The organism is Neptunomonas phycophila (assembly GCF_001922575.1).
In the GTDB taxonomy this organism is placed as follows: Bacteria; Pseudomonadota; Gammaproteobacteria; order Pseudomonadales; family Balneatricaceae; genus Neptunomonas; species Neptunomonas phycophila.
On record NZ_MRCI01000001.1, the window covers coordinates 2938157 to 2957988 of the forward strand.

The 19832-nt window shown below is 46.8% G+C and carries 17 protein-coding genes; 5 read left to right on the forward strand and 12 right to left on the reverse strand.

The genetic code is table 11. The features are described from left to right. Window positions 1-34: 34 nt before the first annotated feature. On the reverse strand, window positions 35-517 hold the full coding sequence (locus BS617_RS13395; protein WP_075173275.1) for a TIGR02444 family protein: 483 nt from the start codon (window positions 515-517) through the stop codon (window positions 35-37). A 23-nt stretch (window positions 518-540) separates the two neighbouring features. On the opposite strand from BS617_RS13395, the gene BS617_RS13400 reads away from it, so the two are divergent. Next, window positions 541-2463, forward strand: a complete 1923-nt coding sequence (locus BS617_RS13400; protein ID WP_075173276.1) for an ATP-binding cassette domain-containing protein — start codon at window positions 541-543, stop codon at window positions 2461-2463. 84 nt (window positions 2464-2547) lie between these two features. Here BS617_RS13400 and BS617_RS13405 read toward each other — a convergent pair whose 3' ends face one another. The 11 genes from BS617_RS13405 to BS617_RS13455 form a co-directional block, all read right to left on the reverse strand. Then, on the reverse strand, window positions 2548-3873 hold the full coding sequence (locus BS617_RS13405) for an aminoacyl-tRNA deacylase and HDOD domain-containing protein (RefSeq protein WP_083610039.1): 1326 nt from the start codon (window positions 3871-3873) through the stop codon (window positions 2548-2550). An 89-nt stretch (window positions 3874-3962) separates the two neighbouring features. Then, window positions 3963-6074 (reverse strand): RelA/SpoT family protein, encoded by a 2112-nt coding sequence (locus tag BS617_RS13410; RefSeq protein ID WP_075173277.1) that lies wholly within the window; start codon window positions 6072-6074, stop codon window positions 3963-3965. Between the two features lie 116 nt (window positions 6075-6190). Continuing rightward, on the reverse strand, window positions 6191-6403 hold the full coding sequence (gene rpoZ / locus BS617_RS13415) for a DNA-directed RNA polymerase subunit omega (protein WP_075173278.1): 213 nt from the start codon (window positions 6401-6403) through the stop codon (window positions 6191-6193). Window positions 6404-6463: 60 nt separating this feature from the next. Then, on the reverse strand, window positions 6464-7084 hold the full coding sequence (gmk, locus tag BS617_RS13420; protein ID WP_075173279.1) for a guanylate kinase: 621 nt from the start codon (window positions 7082-7084) through the stop codon (window positions 6464-6466). 186 nt (window positions 7085-7270) lie between these two features. Next, on the reverse strand, window positions 7271-8386 hold the full coding sequence (locus BS617_RS13425; protein WP_075173280.1) for an ABC transporter ATP-binding protein: 1116 nt from the start codon (window positions 8384-8386) through the stop codon (window positions 7271-7273). A 23-nt stretch (window positions 8387-8409) separates the two neighbouring features. Continuing rightward, window positions 8410-9291 carry a carbohydrate ABC transporter permease gene (locus BS617_RS13430; protein ID WP_075173281.1) on the reverse strand — a complete coding sequence of 294 codons (882 nt, stop codon included), beginning with the start codon at window positions 9289-9291 and terminating at the stop codon, window positions 8410-8412. Next, a complete protein-coding gene (locus BS617_RS13435) occupies window positions 9284-10120 on the reverse strand; it encodes a carbohydrate ABC transporter permease (protein WP_246283367.1) in 837 nt (278 codons plus the stop codon). The genes BS617_RS13430 and BS617_RS13435 overlap by 8 nt, the downstream gene beginning before the upstream one ends. A gap of 187 nt (window positions 10121-10307) precedes the next feature. Then, a complete protein-coding gene (locus BS617_RS13440; protein WP_075173283.1) occupies window positions 10308-11558 on the reverse strand; it encodes an ABC transporter substrate-binding protein in 1251 nt (416 codons plus the stop codon). 195 nt (window positions 11559-11753) lie between these two features. Continuing rightward, on the reverse strand, window positions 11754-13211 hold the full coding sequence (locus tag BS617_RS13445; protein WP_249263609.1) for an ATP-binding protein: 1458 nt from the start codon (window positions 13209-13211) through the stop codon (window positions 11754-11756). Then, window positions 13180-13932 carry a response regulator gene (locus tag BS617_RS13450; protein ID WP_075173285.1) on the reverse strand — a complete coding sequence of 251 codons (753 nt, stop codon included), beginning with the start codon at window positions 13930-13932 and terminating at the stop codon, window positions 13180-13182. The genes BS617_RS13445 and BS617_RS13450 overlap by 32 nt, the downstream gene beginning before the upstream one ends. 44 nt (window positions 13933-13976) lie before the next feature. Next, window positions 13977-14834: a MurR/RpiR family transcriptional regulator gene (locus tag BS617_RS13455; protein WP_075173286.1), complete on the reverse strand. Its 858-nt coding sequence runs from the start codon at window positions 14832-14834 to the stop codon at window positions 13977-13979. Window positions 14835-15066: 232 nt separating this feature from the next. Here BS617_RS13455 and zwf point away from each other — a divergent pair, with 232 nt between their 5' ends. The 4 genes from zwf to pgi all read left to right on the forward strand — a co-directional run bounded on the left by zwf (window position 15067) and on the right by pgi (window position 19830). Further along, window positions 15067-16542, forward strand: a complete 1476-nt coding sequence (gene zwf / locus BS617_RS13460; RefSeq protein ID WP_075173287.1) for a glucose-6-phosphate dehydrogenase — start codon at window positions 15067-15069, stop codon at window positions 16540-16542. Then, window positions 16529-17239: a 6-phosphogluconolactonase gene (pgl, locus tag BS617_RS13465; RefSeq protein WP_075173288.1), complete on the forward strand. Its 711-nt coding sequence runs from the start codon at window positions 16529-16531 to the stop codon at window positions 17237-17239. The genes zwf and pgl overlap by 14 nt, the downstream gene beginning before the upstream one ends. 29 nt (window positions 17240-17268) lie before the next feature. Then, window positions 17269-17913, forward strand: a complete 645-nt coding sequence (locus BS617_RS13470; protein WP_075173289.1) for a bifunctional 4-hydroxy-2-oxoglutarate aldolase/2-dehydro-3-deoxy-phosphogluconate aldolase — start codon at window positions 17269-17271, stop codon at window positions 17911-17913. Between the two features lie 237 nt (window positions 17914-18150). Next, entirely contained in the window at window positions 18151-19830 is a 1680-nt protein-coding gene (gene pgi / locus BS617_RS13475) for a glucose-6-phosphate isomerase (protein WP_075173290.1), read from the forward strand. Window positions 19831-19832: the final 2 nt, after the last annotated feature.

A 19832-nucleotide genomic window follows, 5' to 3' on the forward strand; every position in this document is an offset into this window, starting at 1 on the left:
AGTGCATCATTACACAGGAAAGTTCACCAATAAGCTATTCTGTGATCGTATCAAGAAATGCAACCTCTAACACCTTGATAGCATTAACTTTCGCTTCCCCCGTGTCTTTTAAGAGTGACATAAGATTAGCAGTCACCAACTCTTTCACTGTTTTAGCAGTCTGTTGCGGCCATGCTAAGGAGGCATCGTAGAGAAACGCCAACTCAACTCGTTCGGCCTCCAACTCTGCGCGCCGCATTGCGCCGTAAACACCTGCGGCAGCCAATTTTAGATCGTCACGCACGCGGTAACGTAACGCCCTTAACGGCGCTGTAATTTCCGATTGCCAGCGAATGGCGTGGGTTTGCGCCAGCACATCAAGATCTAACTCCTTTTTTTCTGAAGCTAACCATCCGGCAAACAACAAGCGATTGATCGATAATCCATGATCATTCTGCAAAGATAAGCAGAGGGCTTCCACTTCTGGCTGCGCATAAACGGCCAGCACAAAGTTCCAAAGAGGAGTATGTAATTGCATAGCTGTGATAAACTTTCGCGCCTATGATTCAGATATCTCAACTCAGCTTACACCGTGGCGCTCAGGCATTGCTCGAGAAAGCCAATCTTACCATTTATCCCGGTTGGAAAGTGGGAATTATTGGCGCCAATGGCGTCGGTAAGTCTAGCCTATTCAAACTCTTACTGGGTCAACTTGAGGCCGACGCGGGTGATTTAGACGTACAAGCCAATCTTACCATTGCCCACATGGCACAAGAGGTAACGGCAACCAACCGTAAAGTATTAGATTATGTGCTGGATGGCGATGCCGCATTACGTCATATTCAGCAACAACTCGTTGACGCCGAAACACATAACCAACCCGAGAAAATTGGCGAGCTGCATGCCGAACTCGACTCTATCGAAGGCTATAGCGCTAATGCGCGTGCCGAACAATTATTAGCCGGGCTTGGGTTTAGCGCAAACGACTTCCAAAAACAGGTCAAAGAGCTATCTGGCGGCTGGAGAATCCGCTTAAATTTAGCGCAAGCCTTGATGTGCCGCTCGGATATCTTATTGCTTGATGAGCCGACAAACCACTTAGATTTAGATGCCACAATTTGGCTAGAGGATTGGCTACGCAACTACCCGGGCACATTGCTACTTATATCGCATGACCGTGACTTCTTAGATCAGGTGGTCACGCATATTACCCATATGCACCAGCAAAAACTGGATATCTATAAAGGACAATACAGCGCCTTTGAGCGTGCTCGTGCCGAAAAGCTAGCTCAACAGCAAGTCCAGTTTGAGAAACAACAGCAGCGCATTGCCGAAATTGAGCAATTTGTTCGCCGCTTTAAAGCCAAAGCGTCTAAAGCCAAACAAGCGCAAAGCCGTGTTAAAGAACTAGAGCGCATGGAGCAAATATCCGCCGCCCATGTCGACAGCCCATTCACTTTCCGCTTCCCGAGCAGCGATAAGGTATCTAACCCTTTGCTGTCACTCAGGCATAGTGATTGCGGTTACGCTGAAAAAGCCATCCTAAAAGATGTATCAATCACGCTCACATCCGGCTCCCGTATCGGTCTTTTGGGCCCTAACGGCGCAGGCAAATCCACTCTGATTAAAAGTTTAGTGGGCGATTTATCCGTTTTAAATGGCGAGCGTCATACAGGTGAGCATTTACGGGTGGGTTATTTTGCTCAACATCAACTGGAAGCGTTGGATATGGAAGCGTCTGCGGCCTTGCACATACAACGTATATCACCACAAGCGACCGACCAAGAAGTTCGCAACTACTTGGGCTCTTTTGGTTTTATCGGGGATGATGCGCTAGCGCCTGTAAAACGCTTTTCCGGAGGTGAAAAAGCACGCGTAGCATTGGCTTTAATTGCGTGGCAAAAACCAAACCTACTACTGCTAGACGAGCCGACAAACCATTTAGACTTGGAAGTACGCCACGCGTTGACGATGGCTATGCAAGAGTTTGAAGGCGCTGTCATTCTTGTCTCGCACGATCGCCACTTATTACGTAACACTGTCGATCAATTCTTACTGGTGGCAAACGGTAACGTAAGCGACTTTAGTGGCGACTTAGATGACTATCAACGCTGGTTAACCGATCAACGCCGTATTGCCCAACAGGCGCAAAGCAAAACCGTTGAGCGTGAGAGCCAATCGATCTCAGCAGCTGACCGCAAAGCTCAAAAGCGTGAAGCCGCTGAGTTACGCAAAAAGCTTAGCCCAATAAAGAACAAAATAAGCGCACTCGAAAAAACCATGGAAACTCTTCAAGCGCAACTGGGAGAGATAGAAACTTTATTGGCCGACAATAGCCTCTACGAAGCCAGTAATAAGGACCTGTTACGAGACACGCTAGCTAAACAGACACAATTAACACAGCAACTGGACACAACGGAGAGCGAATGGATGGAGCTAGCGGAAACGCTAGAAACCATGGAGCAAAGCCTAGCTAGTGAATAGCATAGGATATAAGCCCTACAAAAAAGTCCGGTACGAATAATCGATACCGGACTTTTTGGATACGTCCAGAGACTATCCTACACATTACTGCGATAACGTGCGGGTTAGCTCCTGCAACTCATCATCATGTTCATTCATTCGTGCTATTTCTTCATCAACAATTTGCTGCGTTAGTCCAGCTGCTAAGAGCACATCATCATTAATAGACTCAATAGGACCATCCGCATTTTGATGTTGGCGCAGGGCCCGGTTCGCAATGTACACCACTTGAGAGAACGAATCCGCTTCTGCATGTAATGGGTCATTGAAGTAGCGAACCCCACGGCACACTTCTTCAGGTAGTGACCAACACTCCATCAACCAAGCACCGACTTGCTCACGTGTCACATGTAGAATGTGCTTTTCGATACTATCTAAACGTAAGTGCGGATTCGCCTCAATGTAACGCGATAGCAATGAAAAATGCGGCGGAAATAAATGCCCTAGCACCACATAACCAAAATTGTGAAGCAAACCCGTCAAATAAACGAGCCCTGGCTTAGGCCGTGCGTCATAAGGCATTTTTTTGGCTAACCGCTCAGCAAGAGTCGCTGTGTAAACCGCTTGCTTCCAATAGGGAATTTGGTTTCGCGGTGTATCTTTAGGCAAATCTAACGTTTTACCCATAGCGATACCCAATGCCAAGTTCACTACCAAATCAAACCCGAGAATGCGGATAATGGCGTCTTCAATAGACTGTATACTGCCGGGCGCCGCATAATAAGGAGATACCGACCAGCTCATTACTTGAGCAGACAAGCTAGGATCCACCTTCACTACAGGCACTAGATGGTCTACACCAGCAGCGGGATCGCTGCGCAACTCTATAATTTTATTCGTCGTTGGCGCCAGACTTGGTAAGCCCAGCGTGTCTTCTAGCCGCTGACGAATACGCAGTGCGGTGAAACGCTCCACGGCATGCGTAATGACGGCCTCATCATCCCCTTGTGGCTGCACTTTCTCGATATCATCTAAGCTGATACCAAGCGACAACGCTTGCGTGGTTTCGCCAAACCAGGACTTGGAGGCTGTAAATGATAAGCCGGAATAAGGCTCTATGATTTCAATACTCTTGAGATCATCAATCGATTTATCAATCAGCAACGGCAGGCTAAATAATTTCTGCTGACCTTCAGGAGTGGAGAGTTTGTCTTGCCCGAAAAAACGAAGCGCATCGTCACAGCGTGTCGGTTGTAAATTACGACCCGCTTCACGCCACAAACTCACTAAATTTAATAATTTTGCGGCAGGTAATAACACCAATACTTTGCCATCACTGTCATGCAGCAACACCAAACGACATTGTTTATTCTGCTCTACGGTTAATGTCTTTACACCAATGGCCAACGCTCTTCCTCCGGTTTGGTCCATATAATCAGCACCTTAATAAAGGCAGTATAGCCTAGCCTTGCAAAGCTGCTATAAAACACTTATCAAGCCAATAAAAAGGACAAAACAAATCAGAGACGAGTGACTTTATTAACCGTACGCAACGACCGAACTTTTTTGATGGTCGCAGCTAAGTGAACACGATCAGTGACGGCAATTTCAAGGTCGACACGCGCTAATTGGCCTTCTTTTTCCGACATATCAATCTTCAGAATATTAGCTCCTGATTCTGATATTGTCGTGGCTAAATTAGCGATAACACCCCGCTGCGATGTCACGCTCACCTGAAGAAGCACTGTAAACTCTTCATCCATTGCATCTGACCACTCCAGAAAAATACATTTCTCTGGATCATCACGCAGATAACCAATATTACGGCAATCTATGCGATGAATGACCAAACCACGACCGCTGCTGATATGGCCAATTATTTTGTCCCCAGGTATAGGACGGCAGCACCGTGCGTACTGTATAACTAAACCTTCCGTACCTTGAACAGCTATCGGCTTTTGCCCTTTAGTTAAACTATCGGCAGGTTCATCGTCAGGTTTAAGTTTTCTTGCAACAACATAGGCCATGCGGTTGCCCATGCCGATATCTTCGAGCAAATCGTCAAGCTCATCAAAACTGCCGTCACGCAACAACTCGGCAAGCTTAACGGCATCAATGTGCTCAACGGTAATGTTATAGTTGGCAAGAAACTGATTGAGCAATCGACGCCCAAGCTCCACCGACTCATGACGTTGTTGGTTTTTTAGGAAATGGCGAATACTGGAACGCGCCTTACCGCTGACAACAAAATTAAGCCACGCCATGTTTGGTTGAGCGCTCGGCGTTGTAATTACTTCAACTGTTTGACCGCTTTCTAAAGGCTCTGATAACGGAGCAAGACGGCGATTTATACGACATGAAACGCATGAGTTACCCACGTCAGTATGAACAGCATAGGCAAAATCAACCGGTGTTGCTCCGCGAGGCAACTCTAAAATTTTACCTTGTGGCGTAAATACATAAACTTCATCAGGAAACAGGTCTTTTTTAACGTGCTCAATAAACTCCATTGAGTCGCCAGCGTATTTCTGCATTTCCAACAGACCTTGCACCCATTTTCGCGCACGGTTGTATGAACCTATGGCACTATCTGAATCACCATACACTTTATAGTGGCTGTGCTCAGCAATACCTTGGCTGGCTACAGCGTCCATCTCTTTGGTACGAATTTGTACTTCGATAGTGATGTCGCGTGCACCGAATAACTCTGTATGCAAGGACTGGTAGCCATTCGCCTTAGGAATGGCGATATAGTCCTTAAAACGCCCATGAACAGGTTTATAAAGGTTGTGAACCGCGCCTAAAACACGGTAACAGTCATCAACACTTTCCGTCACGATACGAAACGCAAATACATCCATGATTTCTGAAAACGCTTTTTTCTGCGCCTTCATTTTGTTGTATATGCTGTAGAGGTGTTTTTCTCGTCCGGTGACAATACCCGGTAGCTTTTCTTGGCTTAAACGCTGGCGAATAGAATCTTCGATAGAGGTAATAATATCTTTTCGCTGACCTCGGGCTTTAACCACCGCTCGGCGAATATACTTGGCCCGCATTGGATAAAAAGATTGGAATGCGAGGTCTTCTAATTCTACCTGTAGGTCACGCATCCCTAATCGCGCAGCAACCGGCGCATAGATATCCAATGTTTCACGAGCAATACGGCGCTGTTTAACAGGCGGCATCGCGCCTAAAGTGCGCATATTATGTAAACGGTCTGCCAGCTTTACCAATATAACGCGTATGTCCTCGGCCATTGCCAAGACCATTTTCTGAAAGTTTTCAGCTTGAGCTTCAGCTTTAGTTTCAAACTCGAGGTGGGTAAGCTTCGATACGCCATCAACGATATCCGCTACGGATTCGCCAAATTGCGCCTCGATGGCTTCGTAATCAATTTCGGTATCTTCAATAACATCATGCAACATCGCCGCCATTAGGCTTTGATGATCCATGTGCATACCTGCAAGGATGCCTGATACAGCTAGAGGATGGGTAACATAAGGCTCACCACTTTTGCGGCGCTGGCCATCATGAGCCTGCTCTGCATAAAAGTAGGCACGACGAACATCTCGGATCTGTTCTAGATCAAGATAGTCGTTTAAATGTCCAGATAGGGCATCGATTGTCGGCATTATCTCTCCGCTACGTCTATAGGCATCCATCGCATTGAATGGGATGCCTATAATCTAACAGACTTATACCTGTCGATGGAATAACGCCTTTAAATGACGACGATAAAGGGCCGAGCTTAGCGGCGCTCAGCGTCTTCTAGGATTTGCTTAGTTGTCAGGCCTTCTGCAATTTCACGTAACGCGACAACGGTATCTTTGTCATTTTCACGATCCAATTTAGGCTCTTTGCCGCCTGTTGCTAGCTGGCGAGCACGTTTTGCTGCAACCATAACCAATTCAAAACGGTTATCTACGTTTTCTAAGCAATCTTCAACTGTGACACGTGCCATGTTTAAACCTCAAATCATTGTTCGTTCTAAGAACGGGGCGGTTATTTTACTGGACAGTTTTTATACTGACAAGAGATCTTGCAACAGATCCGCATATCGACGCTGTTGGCTCGCTCGTTTTAGCCGTTCAGCGCAGAAAATAGACTGCAAATCGTTTAATGCTAAATCAAAGTCATCATTAATGACGACATAATCAAACTCATCGTAGTGCTGCATCTCTGAAACAGCTTTAGACATGCGATGCTTAATAACCTCGGCATCGTCTTGTCCTCGACCGGTCAACCGGCTTTCAAGTGCGGCTCGCGATGGCGGCAAAATAAAGATAGAGATATTTTCGGGCATTTGCTCACGCACTTGCTGAGCGCCTTGCCAATCTATTTCTAAAATAACATCAACCCCTAAGTCGAGCTGACCTTCCACCCATGCACGTGAAGTACCATACTTATTAGTAAATACTTCGGCATATTCTAAAAACTGGTTATCAGCAATCAGCGCATCAAAATCCGCCATACTGACAAAATTATAATCTACGCCGTTATGTTCACCGGGGCGCATTGAGCGCGTTGTGTGGGAGACTGAGACGCGCACCCTGTTATCGTGCGTCAGAAGTGCTTTTACTAAACTGGTTTTACCAGCACCCGAAGGCGCTGCAATAATGTAGAGGTTACCGCGAACGTTCATGCTCTGTCTCTTGCTACTTTGACGGCGCTATAGCATAGCTACAGCGAAGATGAGCGACGTATTATAGTATGATCTAACGAGAATTCACCGCCTAGCCTGATTTTAGTCACTTTTATTCCCGCTAGGCGCTTAAACGAAAACGGCCCAGCGGGTTAATGCTGAGCCGTATCGTCGCTTTACACTCTTTTACACATCAATACGTGCCTGTGTTTGAGCATCAAACAAGACCGCTTTGCTCATATCAAACATCAATGATGCCACCTCTCCGGGTTTAACCGGATAACGCGGATTAACCCGACAGTTAACTTCAACACCATTCACCTCAGTCACTACCATGGTGTCAGCTCCGGTGGGTTCAATCACCTCAACTTTTACATCCACAGAAACCACCGTATCCATATTCTCTTTATGCGGCACCGGGTCGGTAATCATTTCAGGACGCAAGCCCAGCGTGACTGTTTTGCCAACGTAAGCAGATAAATCCATAGTTTGAGGCATAGGTAAAATTATCTTCTGGCCATTGCCATCAATAAACTCCACACCGTAACCCTCACCATTTTTTACCAGCACCACTGACATAAAGTTCATAGCTGGCGATCCCATAAACCCGGCGACAAACTGGTTTACCGGGTTATCGTAAATTTCTTGCGGCGTATCAAGCTGCAACAACTCTCCATCTTTCATAACCGCGATACGATCAGCCAAGGTCATCGCTTCAATTTGATCGTGAGTAACATAAACAATAGTGGTACCCAAACGCTGATGCAGTTTTTTAATTTCGGTACGCATCTCAACACGTAGCTTTGCATCTAGGTTCGACAAGGGCTCATCAAACAAATACAAGCGCGGGCGACGTGCCAATGCGCGGCCCATCGCTACGCGCTGGCGCTGACCACCCGACAAATTGGCTGGTTTACGGTCCAATAAATGCTCAATTTGCAGCAGGGTAGACACCCGCTGCACTTCTTCTTCGCGTTCTTTCTTTGGCATTTTACGAATTTCTAAACCAAAGGCGATATTTTCACGAACAGTCATATTGGGATAAAGCGCGTAAGACTGGAATACCATCGCTATATCACGATCTTTAGGCGAGGCATGGGTAACATCCTCATCACCTAATAAGATACGACCACCAGTTACATCCTCAAGACCTGCTATGCTGTTCATTAGCGTAGACTTACCACATCCTGACGGGCCCACTAAGATTAGAAACTCACCCTGATCAATCGCTATATTGATCCCTTTCAGAACCTTCGCCTGACCGTAACTTTTTTCTACATTATCAATTGTTAACGCAGCCATGTTGAATCCTCAATTATTATTCTTTAGCCTTTCACAGCACCGGCGGTCAGACCGCGAACAAAATATTTACCTGCAAACACATACACCAGCAGTGTTGGCGCGGCTGCTATCAGAGCAGCGGCCATATCCACGTTATATTGCTTACCCCCAAAGCTGGTGTTAACCAGATTGTTAAGCGCCACCGTGACAGGTTGCGTATCAAAACCAGAGAACACCACGCCAAATAAGAAGTCATTCCAGATTTGCGTAAACTGCCAGATGACTGTCACAACAATAATGGGCGTGGATAGTGGAAGAACAATACGCCAGAAAATACGGAAGAATCCGGCACCATCTAAACGTGCAGCACTAATCAACTCTTTAGGAAGCGCGATATAAAAATTACGAAAGAACAAGGTCGTAAAAGCAACACCATAGACTACATGCACCATCACTAAGCCGGTTGTTGTGTTCGCGAGCCCAAAGAAACTCAGTGTGCGCGCCATCGGTAATAAGACCACCTGAAACGGGATGAAGCAGCCGATCAAAAGCAGCCCAAAAAACAGCTCACTGCCGCGAAAGCGCCACATAGCAATCACATACCCGTTAAGCGCCCCTAACAAGGTAGAAATAACCACAGCGGGGATCACAATCATGAAAGAGTTCATGAGATAAGGAGAAATCCCTTCGCATGTACCACCGGTGCAAGCACTCCCCCACGCTTTGCCCCACGCGTCAAAATTCAATGAACCCGGTAACGACAGCAAGGTACCCGTTCGGATTTCTTCAACATCTTTAAGCGATGTCAGCAACATCACCCAAAGCGGCATTAAATAAACAAATGCCATAACCAGTAGAATGGCATACAAACCGTAACGCAATAAACGCTGCGTCAGACTGGTTGTTTTCGTCATTGCATTAGGCATTTTTCTTTCCTCGTAGCTCTGAGTAAAGATACGGTACAAGTATCGCTAATACGCCGCCCAACATAACCATTGCACTGGCAGCACCTAAGCCCATCTGCGCACGCGTAAAGGCATGCGTATACATAAAGTTCGCCGGCAAATCTGAGCTATAACCAGGGCCACCACCCGTTAATGCCGCGACCAAATCAAAGCTCTTAATAGCAATGTGCGCCAAGATAACAAAGGCACTAAAAAAGACAGGTTTTAAACTCGGCAAAATCACTCGGCGATATATCATCGGCATGGAAGCCCCATCGAGCTGCGCCGCTTTAATCATATCCTGATCAACACCACGCAAACCGGCCAAGAACATAGCCATCACAAAGCCCGAAGACTGCCAAACCGCCGCAATCACCAAACAAAAGACGACACGATCAGGATCAACTAACCAATCAAGCTGAACACTCTCGAACCCCCAGCTATGGAACATTTTCTCTAAACCCAGCGATGGATTAAGCAGCCACTTCCAAGCTGTACCTGTCACAATGAATGAAATAGCCATGGGATAAAGATAGATAGTACGCAAAGCACCTTCAGCACGAATTTTCTGGTCCAAGAAAATCGCAAGAACGATACCTAACGCCAAACACGTGAGAATAAACAGAGCACCAAAGACAACCAAATTATCTAACGACACTAACCAGCGGTCATTAGCAAAGAGCTTTTCGTATTGCCCTGTACCAATAAATTTCCAGACAGGCAGCATACGAGAGCTGGTAAGCGATAAAAGCGCGGTCCATATAATGTAACCGTACATACAAACCATAACCATCAACAACGTTGGGGTCATGACCAATTTAGGTAGCCAGCTCGCGAGGCGGTCCTGAAAACTGACCGAGCGAACCCGCTGAGCCTTACCTTCTGGCAGCACAGGAGTTTGATTTTGCATAATCATTACCGAAGATTGGAGTATCGGAGATCGTAGTGATCAAGTAGCAAGCGCGGCATGATGTCCACGCTTGCTCAAAGTGAACCGCTTACAGTTGAGCGGCTTTAACAGAACGCGCCAGTGTTTCAACCGCATCTTCAGCCGACGTATCGCTATTGAAGAAGTTAGTCACCACATCGTATATCGCACCTTGGACTTGCGAAGTAGTCGCCAAACCATGCGCCATACTTGGCACTAGCGTACCGCTAGCCGAGCTTGCTTCAAACGCATCCATTGATGCCAAAGCGCAGCTATCAAACGGTGCACGGTTCATTCCCATACGTGCAGGGATAGAACCTTTGTTCAAATTAAAAGTCTCTTGGAAAGCAGGGTCCATCACCAGCTCAGCTAGTTTACCTTGCGCTTTTGATGCGTCATCATCGCTCAGCGCGAACATCGCGAATGAATCAATATTAAACGTAAAGGTTCCGCTAGTATCGGGTGCGGCTAGGCATACATAATCCACACCTGGCTTTTTGCCCGCGGCGGTAAATTCGCCTTTCGCCCAGTCACCCATGATCTGCATTGCCGCCTCGCCATTAATGACCATTGAGGTAGCAATATTCCAATCACGACCGCTGGCATTCGGGTCGATAAAATCACGTAACTTTTTAAAAGTTTTGAAGACGTTGATCATTTCGGCGCCTTTCAGCGTCGCTTCATCATGATCAACAAAGGCTTTGCTATAAAACTCTGGGCCACCAACACCCAACGCTACTGCTTCAAATAATGTAGCGTCCTGCCATGCTTGACCACCATGAGCCAGTGGAATGACACCCGCTTCTTTTAACTTAGGTGCAACTTCAAGAAACTGCTCCCACGTCGTCGGGATACCCAAGCCTGCTTTACGGAAAGGTTCTGGGTTAGCCCACAGCCAGTTAACACGGTGCACGTTAACCGGCACGGCTACGTATTTACCGTCGTATTTCATTACATTGCTAACAACAGGGGGTAATAAAGTATCCCACTTACCTGCCGTCGCTACGCCATCAAGATCCGTTAGAAAACCGAGGTCACCCCACTCTTGAATATCTAAACCTTTGATCTGAGCCGCCGCAGGAGGGTTACCCGAAATAGCGCGGGACTTGAGCACCGTCATCGCTGATTCACCACCACCGCCAGCTACAGCAAAATCTTTCCATGTATGGCCAGATTCGCCCAAGTATTCTTTCAATACATTAATAGCTGCCGCTTCACCACTGGATGTCAGGTAATGGAGAACCTCTACCTCAGCCGCTTGCGATACGCTTGCAGCTACCGATAAAGCTAAACCAGAGAGACAATACTTTAAATTTTTCATGCCATTCGCCTTCTTTTTGTTGTTTTGACGTTAGTCCGGATGTCACCGGCACATAGAACATTAACAAAGACAAAGAAAATAATGCGTAAATTAGTGCAATCATTTGTAACAGGACGTTACAAAAACGCCCAAATGACGCAAAACAGCGATATAAAAGACAACTAACAGCCCTATTACAGACTAAAGTATTACGCGCTAACCACGAGGTAACGTTACCGTGACGACCAAACCTCCTTGAGGGTGATTACGCAAAGACACCTCCCCGCCGTGAGCGCGAGCTATATTCCGACTGATCGACAAGCCCAGCCCCATGCCAGGGTGATTAGAATGGTCTGTTGTGAGGCGGGTATAAGGCTGAAACACGCGTACTAGCTGAGAATCAGGGATACCCGGCCCTTGGTCTCGGATACTGATAATTAGGGCAACATCACTATCGGTAACAGTTACATAGGCTTCTTTACCATAGTACAAAGCATTATCTAGCAAGTTACCAATACATCGTTTTAATGCCAAAGGTTTACCCAGATAGGGTTGTCGCTGCTGACCCGATAGCTCAATTTTCTTACCGGCAATATCAGCGCCATCAGCCATGTATAGCATCATCCTCCATAAATCGACTTCAACGCGATTCTCATGGATATCCGTATCCTTAACGCTTTGCAAAGCTCCTTTCACCATAATATCTAGGTCTTCTAAGTCGCGCGCCATCGCCTCTCTTTGTTTATCATCCTCAAGCATTTCAGCTCGTAAACGCAAACGCGTTATTGGTGTTTTGAGGTCATGGGAAATAGAAGCAAACAATTTTTCACGATCATCCAAATAGCGCTGAATACGACCCTGCATCGCGTTAAACGCTTTGGCCGCCGTAATCACTTCCTGGGACCCTCTTTCAGGCAAGTGCTTTTGCTCCCCTTTACCAAAAGACTCCAATGCCCGCACTAGCTGCCGCAAGGGACGCAATAACACGCGCACAATCCATACTCCAAGCAGCAAAATAACCATTAGAGATATAACAAGCGACATTAAACGCTCTGTAGATAAAGGAGACGCCGCGTCTAAAAATTGCGCATCAGGCATCACCGTAGCCAAATACAACCACTCTTTATCACTGATAGGCAGCTGCATGACTAATATAGGCGAACCACTGGGGCGCACGAGTAAACTTAAATCAGCCCAACGGGCAGGCAGATCGTCTAAAAGGGTTTCGTTATTAAGCACATGAAGGTCAGCGGGGCGAGAAAATTTGATATGGACAGTGTCAGGATCAATCCCCAACTGTTTTTTAAGCGCCTGTTGAAACTCATTCACCACTACGGTTTTAAGCGGCGAGTCAGGCAAATCCCTAATATGTATATATTCGCGATTGAGTGTTACAAAAAAGCGCGTCCCACCCATATCACGCAACTGGTTGAGCACGACATGTCGGTAAGATGTAGGCAAAGACGTAAAAAATTGAACCGTAGAAGCAACCCGAAAAGCCATATGCTGGGACACTTCGCGCACACGCAACTCACTGTCAGCACGCCATTGTGTATACCACACAACCGCACTTATGGTTTGCGCCAAGATAACACCGGCAGCAAGCGCTATTAATATACGGCTGGTAAGCGTTAAGGGGCTTTTAATCAATCGTTGCAAAAAGCGGGGTTTCACTGCGCTCCACCTCGCATGACAGGACATAACCCTTACCACGAACGGTTTGAATCAACGATGGACGCCGGGCGTCTTCACCTAAACGCTGGCGTAACCGACTCACATGCACATCCACAAACCGATCCATGGGCAAATTATCCCGGCCACGTGTTTGTTCGGCGATAAACTCGCGACTCAAAATATCACCCGCGCGGTCTACAAAGAGGTTCAACAAATAAAAATCAGCCCCCGTGAGCGATTGACTCTCACCTGACGGGGTCCACAAATTACGCGCGGTAGTATCCAGCTCAAAGTCAGCAAAACGTACGAACCGTAAACTTTTCACCGTTACTTCGGGTGCATGATCTATGCGCCGAAGCACAGCTCGGATCCTTGCCAACAATTCACGAGGATTAAACGGCTTAGCCAAGTAATCATCCGCCCCAAGCTCTAACCCTACAACCCGATCCATTTCATCCGAGTTTGCAGTTAGCATGATGACAGGCAGCCGTGAAAAGCTACGCAAGTCACGGCACACATCAAAGCCATTAGCACCAGGCAACATAATATCGAGTATAGCCAAATCGGCTTGATTCCCCGCTCGAACATGCGCCAAAAAAGCTTCTCCGGTTTCAAAGGCCGTAACAACAAACCGGTTGGTTGTAAGGTACTGCGTTAAAAGATCACGTATTTCTTGATCATCATCTACGACAAAGATTTGCTTGAGCACTTCACTGGTCATTGTTGTTATTGTGACCTCTCATATTGACTCTGCAGGCTTTAGACCTACTCGTTTGGATAACGCGTATCCTTTAAACTGTCTTTTATCTTTTTTAAATGCGTATGAAAATCGACACCGCGGCGCAAAGTAACTCCCGTAGCCAACACATCCAATGTCGTCAGCTGCACGATGCGCGAGATCATTGGCATATAAATGTCCGTATCTTCGGGCATAGGCGTGTTCAACAATACAGTACACTCTTTCGCTAATGGCGAATTTTCTGCTGAAATACCTAATACCGCTGCGCCGTTCTGGCGAGCAATACGTGCAATATCAACCAACTCTTTCGTCCGCCCGGTATAGGAAATAACAACAATCAAGTCTCCCGTATGAGCGGCAGCGGCTATCATTCGCATCATCAGCACATCTTCATGTGCCGATACCGGAATATTAAACCGGAAAAACTTATGTTGCGCGTCTGTTGCCACAGGGCCTGAAGCGCCAAGCCCAAAGAAAAAAATCTGCTTAGCCTGGGTTAAATAATCAACCGCTTTAGTGATTAATGCCGCATCAACTGTTTTGCGTGAGGCATCTAATGCAGCAATAGTCGATGTAAAAATCTTATCTGTATATTCTTCAGCTGTATCTTCTTGCTCAACGTTACGGCTGACATAAGGTGTGCCCCCCGCCAAGCTTTGCGCTAGCTGAATTTTAAAATCGGGGTAACCCACCGTATCAAAGTTTCGACAAAAGCGATTGACCGTAGGTTCGCTTACCGATGACGCTTGCGCCAACGTTGCTATACTCATGCGTGTAGCTGACTCAGGATCACGCATGATCACATCAGCCACTTTACGTTCCGATTTATTGAAATTATCTAATCGTGTGCGAATCTGATCTAACAGGTTCATACTTGATGACATAGTTTAAGGAGCCCGTATGAAGTAGTAAGTTAACTACATTTTAGTCTATCTGGGTGAACAACCCCAACTTTACCCAGCTATCACCCGACATTTTCAGCCTATCTTACGATAGATGGGACAAGTCTGCCTTTCTATTTTTTAGTAATTTAACCAAAATTTAATTGTATTTGGCCGTTTTCTCGCTTACATTATTAAAAAAATCGGTTAAATAACTACAAAAGAGGCTCCGGCGATGGTTTCCCATGACATTCCTAGTGATATTGTCATTTTTGGTGCGCTTGGTGATTTAGCACAGCGAAAGCTAATCCCTTCTCTATACCACCTTGAAAATGCAGGGCTTCTCTGCAAGGAATCACGCATTATTGGCGTAGCCCGTACCGACATGGATACAGCAGGCTTTCGCGAACAATGCAAAAGCAGCTTAGCCACTTTTGTGAAAGCCGAAGAGCTAGACCCTACCAATCAAGATATTTTCCTCGATAAGCTGGTGTACAGCCAAGTCGACTTTGGCACTACAGAGCAATATCAAGGACTGAAATCAACGCTCGATGAGCAACTCGAACGTACTCGCATTTTCTACTTTGCAACAGCCGCTTCATTGTATGGCACCATTTGCAAAAACCTGACCGAGACCGATTGCATTGAAGAAAGCTCACGAGTGGTATTAGAAAAACCAATTGGGCACGACCACGACTCATCTAATCAGATCAACGATGAAGTCGCCAAATACTTCGAAGAATCTCAAATTTACCGTATCGATCACTACCTTGGTAAAGAAACCGTACAAAACTTGATTGCACTGCGCTTTGCCAACCCCATCTTTGGCGCCCAGTGGAACCAAAATCAGATTTCTCATGTAGAAATCACGGTAGCCGAAAAAGTCGGCATTGAAGGCCGCTGGGGTTATTTTGACAAAGCCGGCCAAATGCGTGACATGGTGCAAAACCACTTATTACAGCTACTTTGCCTTACAGCGATGGACCCTCCTGGGGATCTCACTGCGGATATGATTCGCGACGAAAAAGTTAAAGTGCTTAAGCTCATGAAGCCCATCACAGGCAGCATGCATAACGACCATGTCGTCCGTGGACGCTACACAAAGGGCATGATCGACGGCAAGGAAGTGCCAGGCTACATGGAAGAAGAAGGCGCCAACCCAACAAGTAATACCGAAACATTTGTTTCGCTCAAAGTTGAGATAAAAAGCTGGCGCTGGGCCGGAGTTCCTTTTTACTTGCGCACAGGCAAACGCCTACCGGAAAAAGTTTCTCAGATTACGATCCACTTTAAAAAGCAAGCGCACTATATCTTTGATGAGAGCCAGCGCCACCTCGCACACAACAAGCTCATCATCCGCCTGCAGCCAGAAGAAGGGATTTCGCTTCAAATCCTCAACAAAGACCAAGGTCTTGGACAAGGCATGCGCCTACGAGCAGGCCCTCTGAAGTTAAACTTTTCAGAGACCTTTGAAAAAGCGCGGATACCTGATGCTTACGAGCGCCTTTTACTCGAAGTTATCCAAGGTAATCAGTACCTGTTTGTCCGCCGTGACGAGATCGAATACGCCTGGAAGTGGTGTGACCAATTGCTTGAACATTGGGACAAAGAAAACACCCCGCCTTTACCTTACGCCGCGGGCAGCTGGGGGCCAAAAGCCTCAGATTTAATGGTCATGAAAGATGGCAGGAGCTGGCATGAAGATCAGTGATCTCAAACTACCTGAACACGTTTCAGTTAAATCTTTTGATTCCCGTATTGCATTAACGAATGCACTCACTGAATCAATTAGCCAACAACTGAATGCAGCTGTTTCCGCCAAGGGTACAGCGTCACTGGCTGTCTCTGGTGGATCTACACCGGTACCGCTTTTCCAAGCCCTGAGCAAACAGGATCTGCCATGGACACACATCATCACAACGTTAGTCGATGATCGCTGGGTAGCTCCTGAACATAAGGACAGCAACGAGGCACTAGTACGCACTCACTTGTTACAAAACAAAGCTGCACAGGCCCCTTTTATTGGCTTATGGCAAGCAAATGCCCCCGCGTCAGCAGCGGCCGCTCACGTCAACACTAAACTGAGCGCAATTGAAGGCCCATTAACAACGGTAATACTAGGCATGGGCAATGACGGACATACGGCGTCGTTATTTCCATGTTCTACGCAATTACCCCTTGCTTTTAATAGCGATCGAGACTGCGAAGCTGTTAAGCCTACAACAGCGCCGCATTCACGCATGACGTTAACGCCCAAACGTCTTTTTAATAGCGAGCAGCGCATTCTGCATATCTGCGGCGAAGACAAACTAGACACATTGGCTAAGGCCATAGAAATAGACGATCCCAACACGATGCCGATCGGCCTTTTCTTACGACAGCCTATTACCATTTACTGGGCTCCTTGAGCCAGTGTCTATATAACAGGATAAAAACGATGACACAGAACGAACACACTGCAAAGATAGACACCGTTACGGCACTCGCGCCAATAATCCCTGTCATTACCATTGACCGTTTGGAAGACGCTATTCCAATGGCAGAGGCATTAGTAGAAGGCGGGTTGCCTGTCCTAGAAATTACACTGCGTACAGCTAATGCATTAGCTGCCATTGAAGCAATCGCAAAAGCAGTACCAGGGGCATATGTTGGCGCAGGCACCGTTCTAAACCCTGAAGACTACCGCCGCTCTGTTGATGCGGGTAGTAAGTTCATCGTTAGCCCAGGCGCGACCGCCGAGTTACTCGACTTTGGCATGGAAAGCGACATTCCTTTATTGCCAGGTGTTCAGACCGTATCTGAAATGATGGAAGGCATTAAGCGTGGCTACAAACGCTTTAAGTTCTTCCCCGCTGAAGCATCTGGCGGTGTTACCACTTTGAAATCGTATCATGGCCCCTTTGACGACATTCGATTCTGCCCAACAGGCGGGATCCGCGCAAACACGGCCAAAGACTACCTCGCTCTACCGAACGTTATGTGCGTCGGTGGAACTTGGTTGACGCCTGCAGACCTCGTAACGGCTCACGACTGGTCTGCGGTCACCCGCCTTGCTCAGCAATCCCTCCAACTATTGCGTTGAGCGAGGCACCCTATTCCCATTGCCTGAAAACAAGGGACGGTTAGCCCGCTGAAAAGCGGGCATTTTTTTCTCCCTTTTTTATCATGCATTAACAATTGTCATACGTTGAGCAAAAAAATAGTGAATACTATTCTTGCCGTGACAGTTACTGAAAAACGGACAAGAACTAAGCACTAACAGAACACATAAAAGCAACTGGGCAGTATACGCAAAAGTAAAAACAACAGGATTTATACTATGCCAACCACTTCTAACACTCCAAATTCCATGCTGCCAGCTTGGCAATCCTTACTTGGCCGCCGCCAAAAGGCAAAAGACACCCCGTTACGTGCACTCTTTGAGCAGGACCCAGAACGTTTTCAGAAGTACTCCCTGAAAGTTCAGAACATTTTATTAGATTACTCAAAGAACCCAATCGATGATGACACGCTAGCTGATCTCATCAAACTCGCTCACGAAGTCGGTTTAGAAGACTGGCGCGATCGCATGTTTCGTGGTGACAAGATCAACCCAACAGAAAATCGAGCGGTACTTCATACTGCGTTACGTAACCGCAGCAACACTCCCGTTATTGTTGACGGCGTTAACGTCATGGAGTCGGTTAACAATGAACTTAAGCGCATGCGCCAATTTGTTAATGCCGTGCGCAAAGGGCATTGGCGCGGGCACTCAGGCAAAAAAATTACCGATGTTGTTAACATCGGTGTAGGCGGTTCGGATTTAGGCCCGCGCATGGTTACACAAGCGCTTAAGCCTCAAGCCGATGACCGGATCAGCGTTCATTTCATCTCAAACGTTGACGGCGTAGAAATCGCTGAAACATTACGCTCTCTGAACCCGGAGCGTGTATTGTTTGTGGTTGCTTCTAAAACCTTTACCACCAGCGAAACCATGACAAACGCTGAAACAGCGCGCAACTGGCTCATGGCTTCTGCTTTTGATCACGAAGCCGTTGCCAAACACTTTGTCGCTGTGTCTTCAAACCAAAAAGCCGTTAAAGCGTTTGGTATCGACGGTAAGAATATCTTTAACATGTGGGACTGGGTTGGCGGCCGTTTTTCGTTATGGTCTGCTATCGGTTTACCCATCGCCCTAAAAATAGGTTTTAAAGGGTTTGAAGAAATGCTCACAGGGGCTCACGAAATGGATTTACATTTCAGAGACCAGCCTTTTGAAAAAAATGCCCCTGTACTGCTAGCCTTGACTACTCTGTGGAACAGCACCTTCTTAGGTTGTCAGACGCAAGCTATTTTGCCGTACGATTGGCCGCTACAACGCTTTGCCGCCTACCTACAGCAAGCAGAGATGGAAAGTAACGGCAAATCTGTCGACCGCGAAGGCAACCAAGTCCCCTATGCAACAGGTTCGATTATTTGGGGGCAACTCGGTATAGATGGACAACATGCCTTCTATCAGTATCTACACCAAGGCAACACCATTGTGCCCGCTGACTTTATCGGCTCTGTTGCTAGCTCTACGCCCGTGTTAGGCCATCATGATAAGTTAATGTCTAACTTCTTTGCACAAACAGAAGCCCTAATGAACGGCATCACAGCAGAAGAAGTACGCGCCGACTTAGAAGCTCAAGGCTTACCTGAAGAGCAAATTAAAAAGCTAATCCCTCACAAGGTACACCCTGGCAACCGTCCAACAAACACCATATTGTTGGATGAGCTAGATCCTCACTCATTGGGAGCCTTGATCGCCTTATACGAACACAAACTGTTTGTATTAGGAATCATCTGGGACATTTGCTCATTTGACCAGTGGGGCGTGGAATTGGGTAAAACCCTCGCCAAAGGCATACTGCCTGAACTACAAAACAGCAAGGTTAGCGAGCATCACGATGGCTCAACGCGCAATTTGATTCATTATTACATTGATCAACGCAAAGCCATGCTTAATGAAAGTGAGTAATT

What these genes read in the sequence shown, in the direction of transcription:
- pgl (WP_075173288.1), top strand. Translation starts at nt 16,529, where the DNA reads ATGAAGATCAGTGATCTCAAACTACCTGAACACGTTTCAGTTAAATCT.
- pgi (WP_075173290.1), top strand. Translation starts at nt 18,151, where the DNA reads ATGCCAACCACTTCTAACACTCCAAATTCCATGCTGCCAGCTTGGCAA.
- BS617_RS13395 (WP_075173275.1), bottom strand. Translation starts at nt 517, where the DNA reads ATGCAATTACATACTCCTCTTTGGAACTTTGTGCTGGCCGTTTATGCG.
- BS617_RS13435 (WP_246283367.1), bottom strand. Translation starts at nt 10,120, where the DNA reads ATGACCCCAACGTTGTTGATGGTTATGGTTTGTATGTACGGTTACATT.
- BS617_RS13470 (WP_075173289.1), top strand. Translation starts at nt 17,269, where the DNA reads ATGACACAGAACGAACACACTGCAAAGATAGACACCGTTACGGCACTC.
- BS617_RS13430 (WP_075173281.1), bottom strand. Translation starts at nt 9,291, where the DNA reads ATGCCTAATGCAATGACGAAAACAACCAGTCTGACGCAGCGTTTATTG.
- BS617_RS13400 (WP_075173276.1), top strand. Translation starts at nt 541, where the DNA reads ATGATTCAGATATCTCAACTCAGCTTACACCGTGGCGCTCAGGCATTG.
- BS617_RS13455 (WP_075173286.1), bottom strand. Translation starts at nt 14,834, where the DNA reads ATGTCATCAAGTATGAACCTGTTAGATCAGATTCGCACACGATTAGAT.
- BS617_RS13405 (WP_083610039.1), bottom strand. Translation starts at nt 3,873, where the DNA reads ATGGACCAAACCGGAGGAAGAGCGTTGGCCATTGGTGTAAAGACATTA.
- zwf (WP_075173287.1), top strand. Translation starts at nt 15,067, where the DNA reads ATGGTTTCCCATGACATTCCTAGTGATATTGTCATTTTTGGTGCGCTT.
- BS617_RS13425 (WP_075173280.1), bottom strand. Translation starts at nt 8,386, where the DNA reads ATGGCTGCGTTAACAATTGATAATGTAGAAAAAAGTTACGGTCAGGCG.
- BS617_RS13440 (WP_075173283.1), bottom strand. Translation starts at nt 11,558, where the DNA reads ATGAAAAATTTAAAGTATTGTCTCTCTGGTTTAGCTTTATCGGTAGCT.
- gmk (WP_075173279.1), bottom strand. Translation starts at nt 7,084, where the DNA reads ATGAACGTTCGCGGTAACCTCTACATTATTGCAGCGCCTTCGGGTGCT.
- rpoZ (WP_075173278.1), bottom strand. Translation starts at nt 6,403, where the DNA reads ATGGCACGTGTCACAGTTGAAGATTGCTTAGAAAACGTAGATAACCGT.
- BS617_RS13410 (WP_075173277.1), bottom strand. Translation starts at nt 6,074, where the DNA reads ATGCCGACAATCGATGCCCTATCTGGACATTTAAACGACTATCTTGAT.
- BS617_RS13450 (WP_075173285.1), bottom strand. Translation starts at nt 13,932, where the DNA reads ATGACCAGTGAAGTGCTCAAGCAAATCTTTGTCGTAGATGATGATCAA.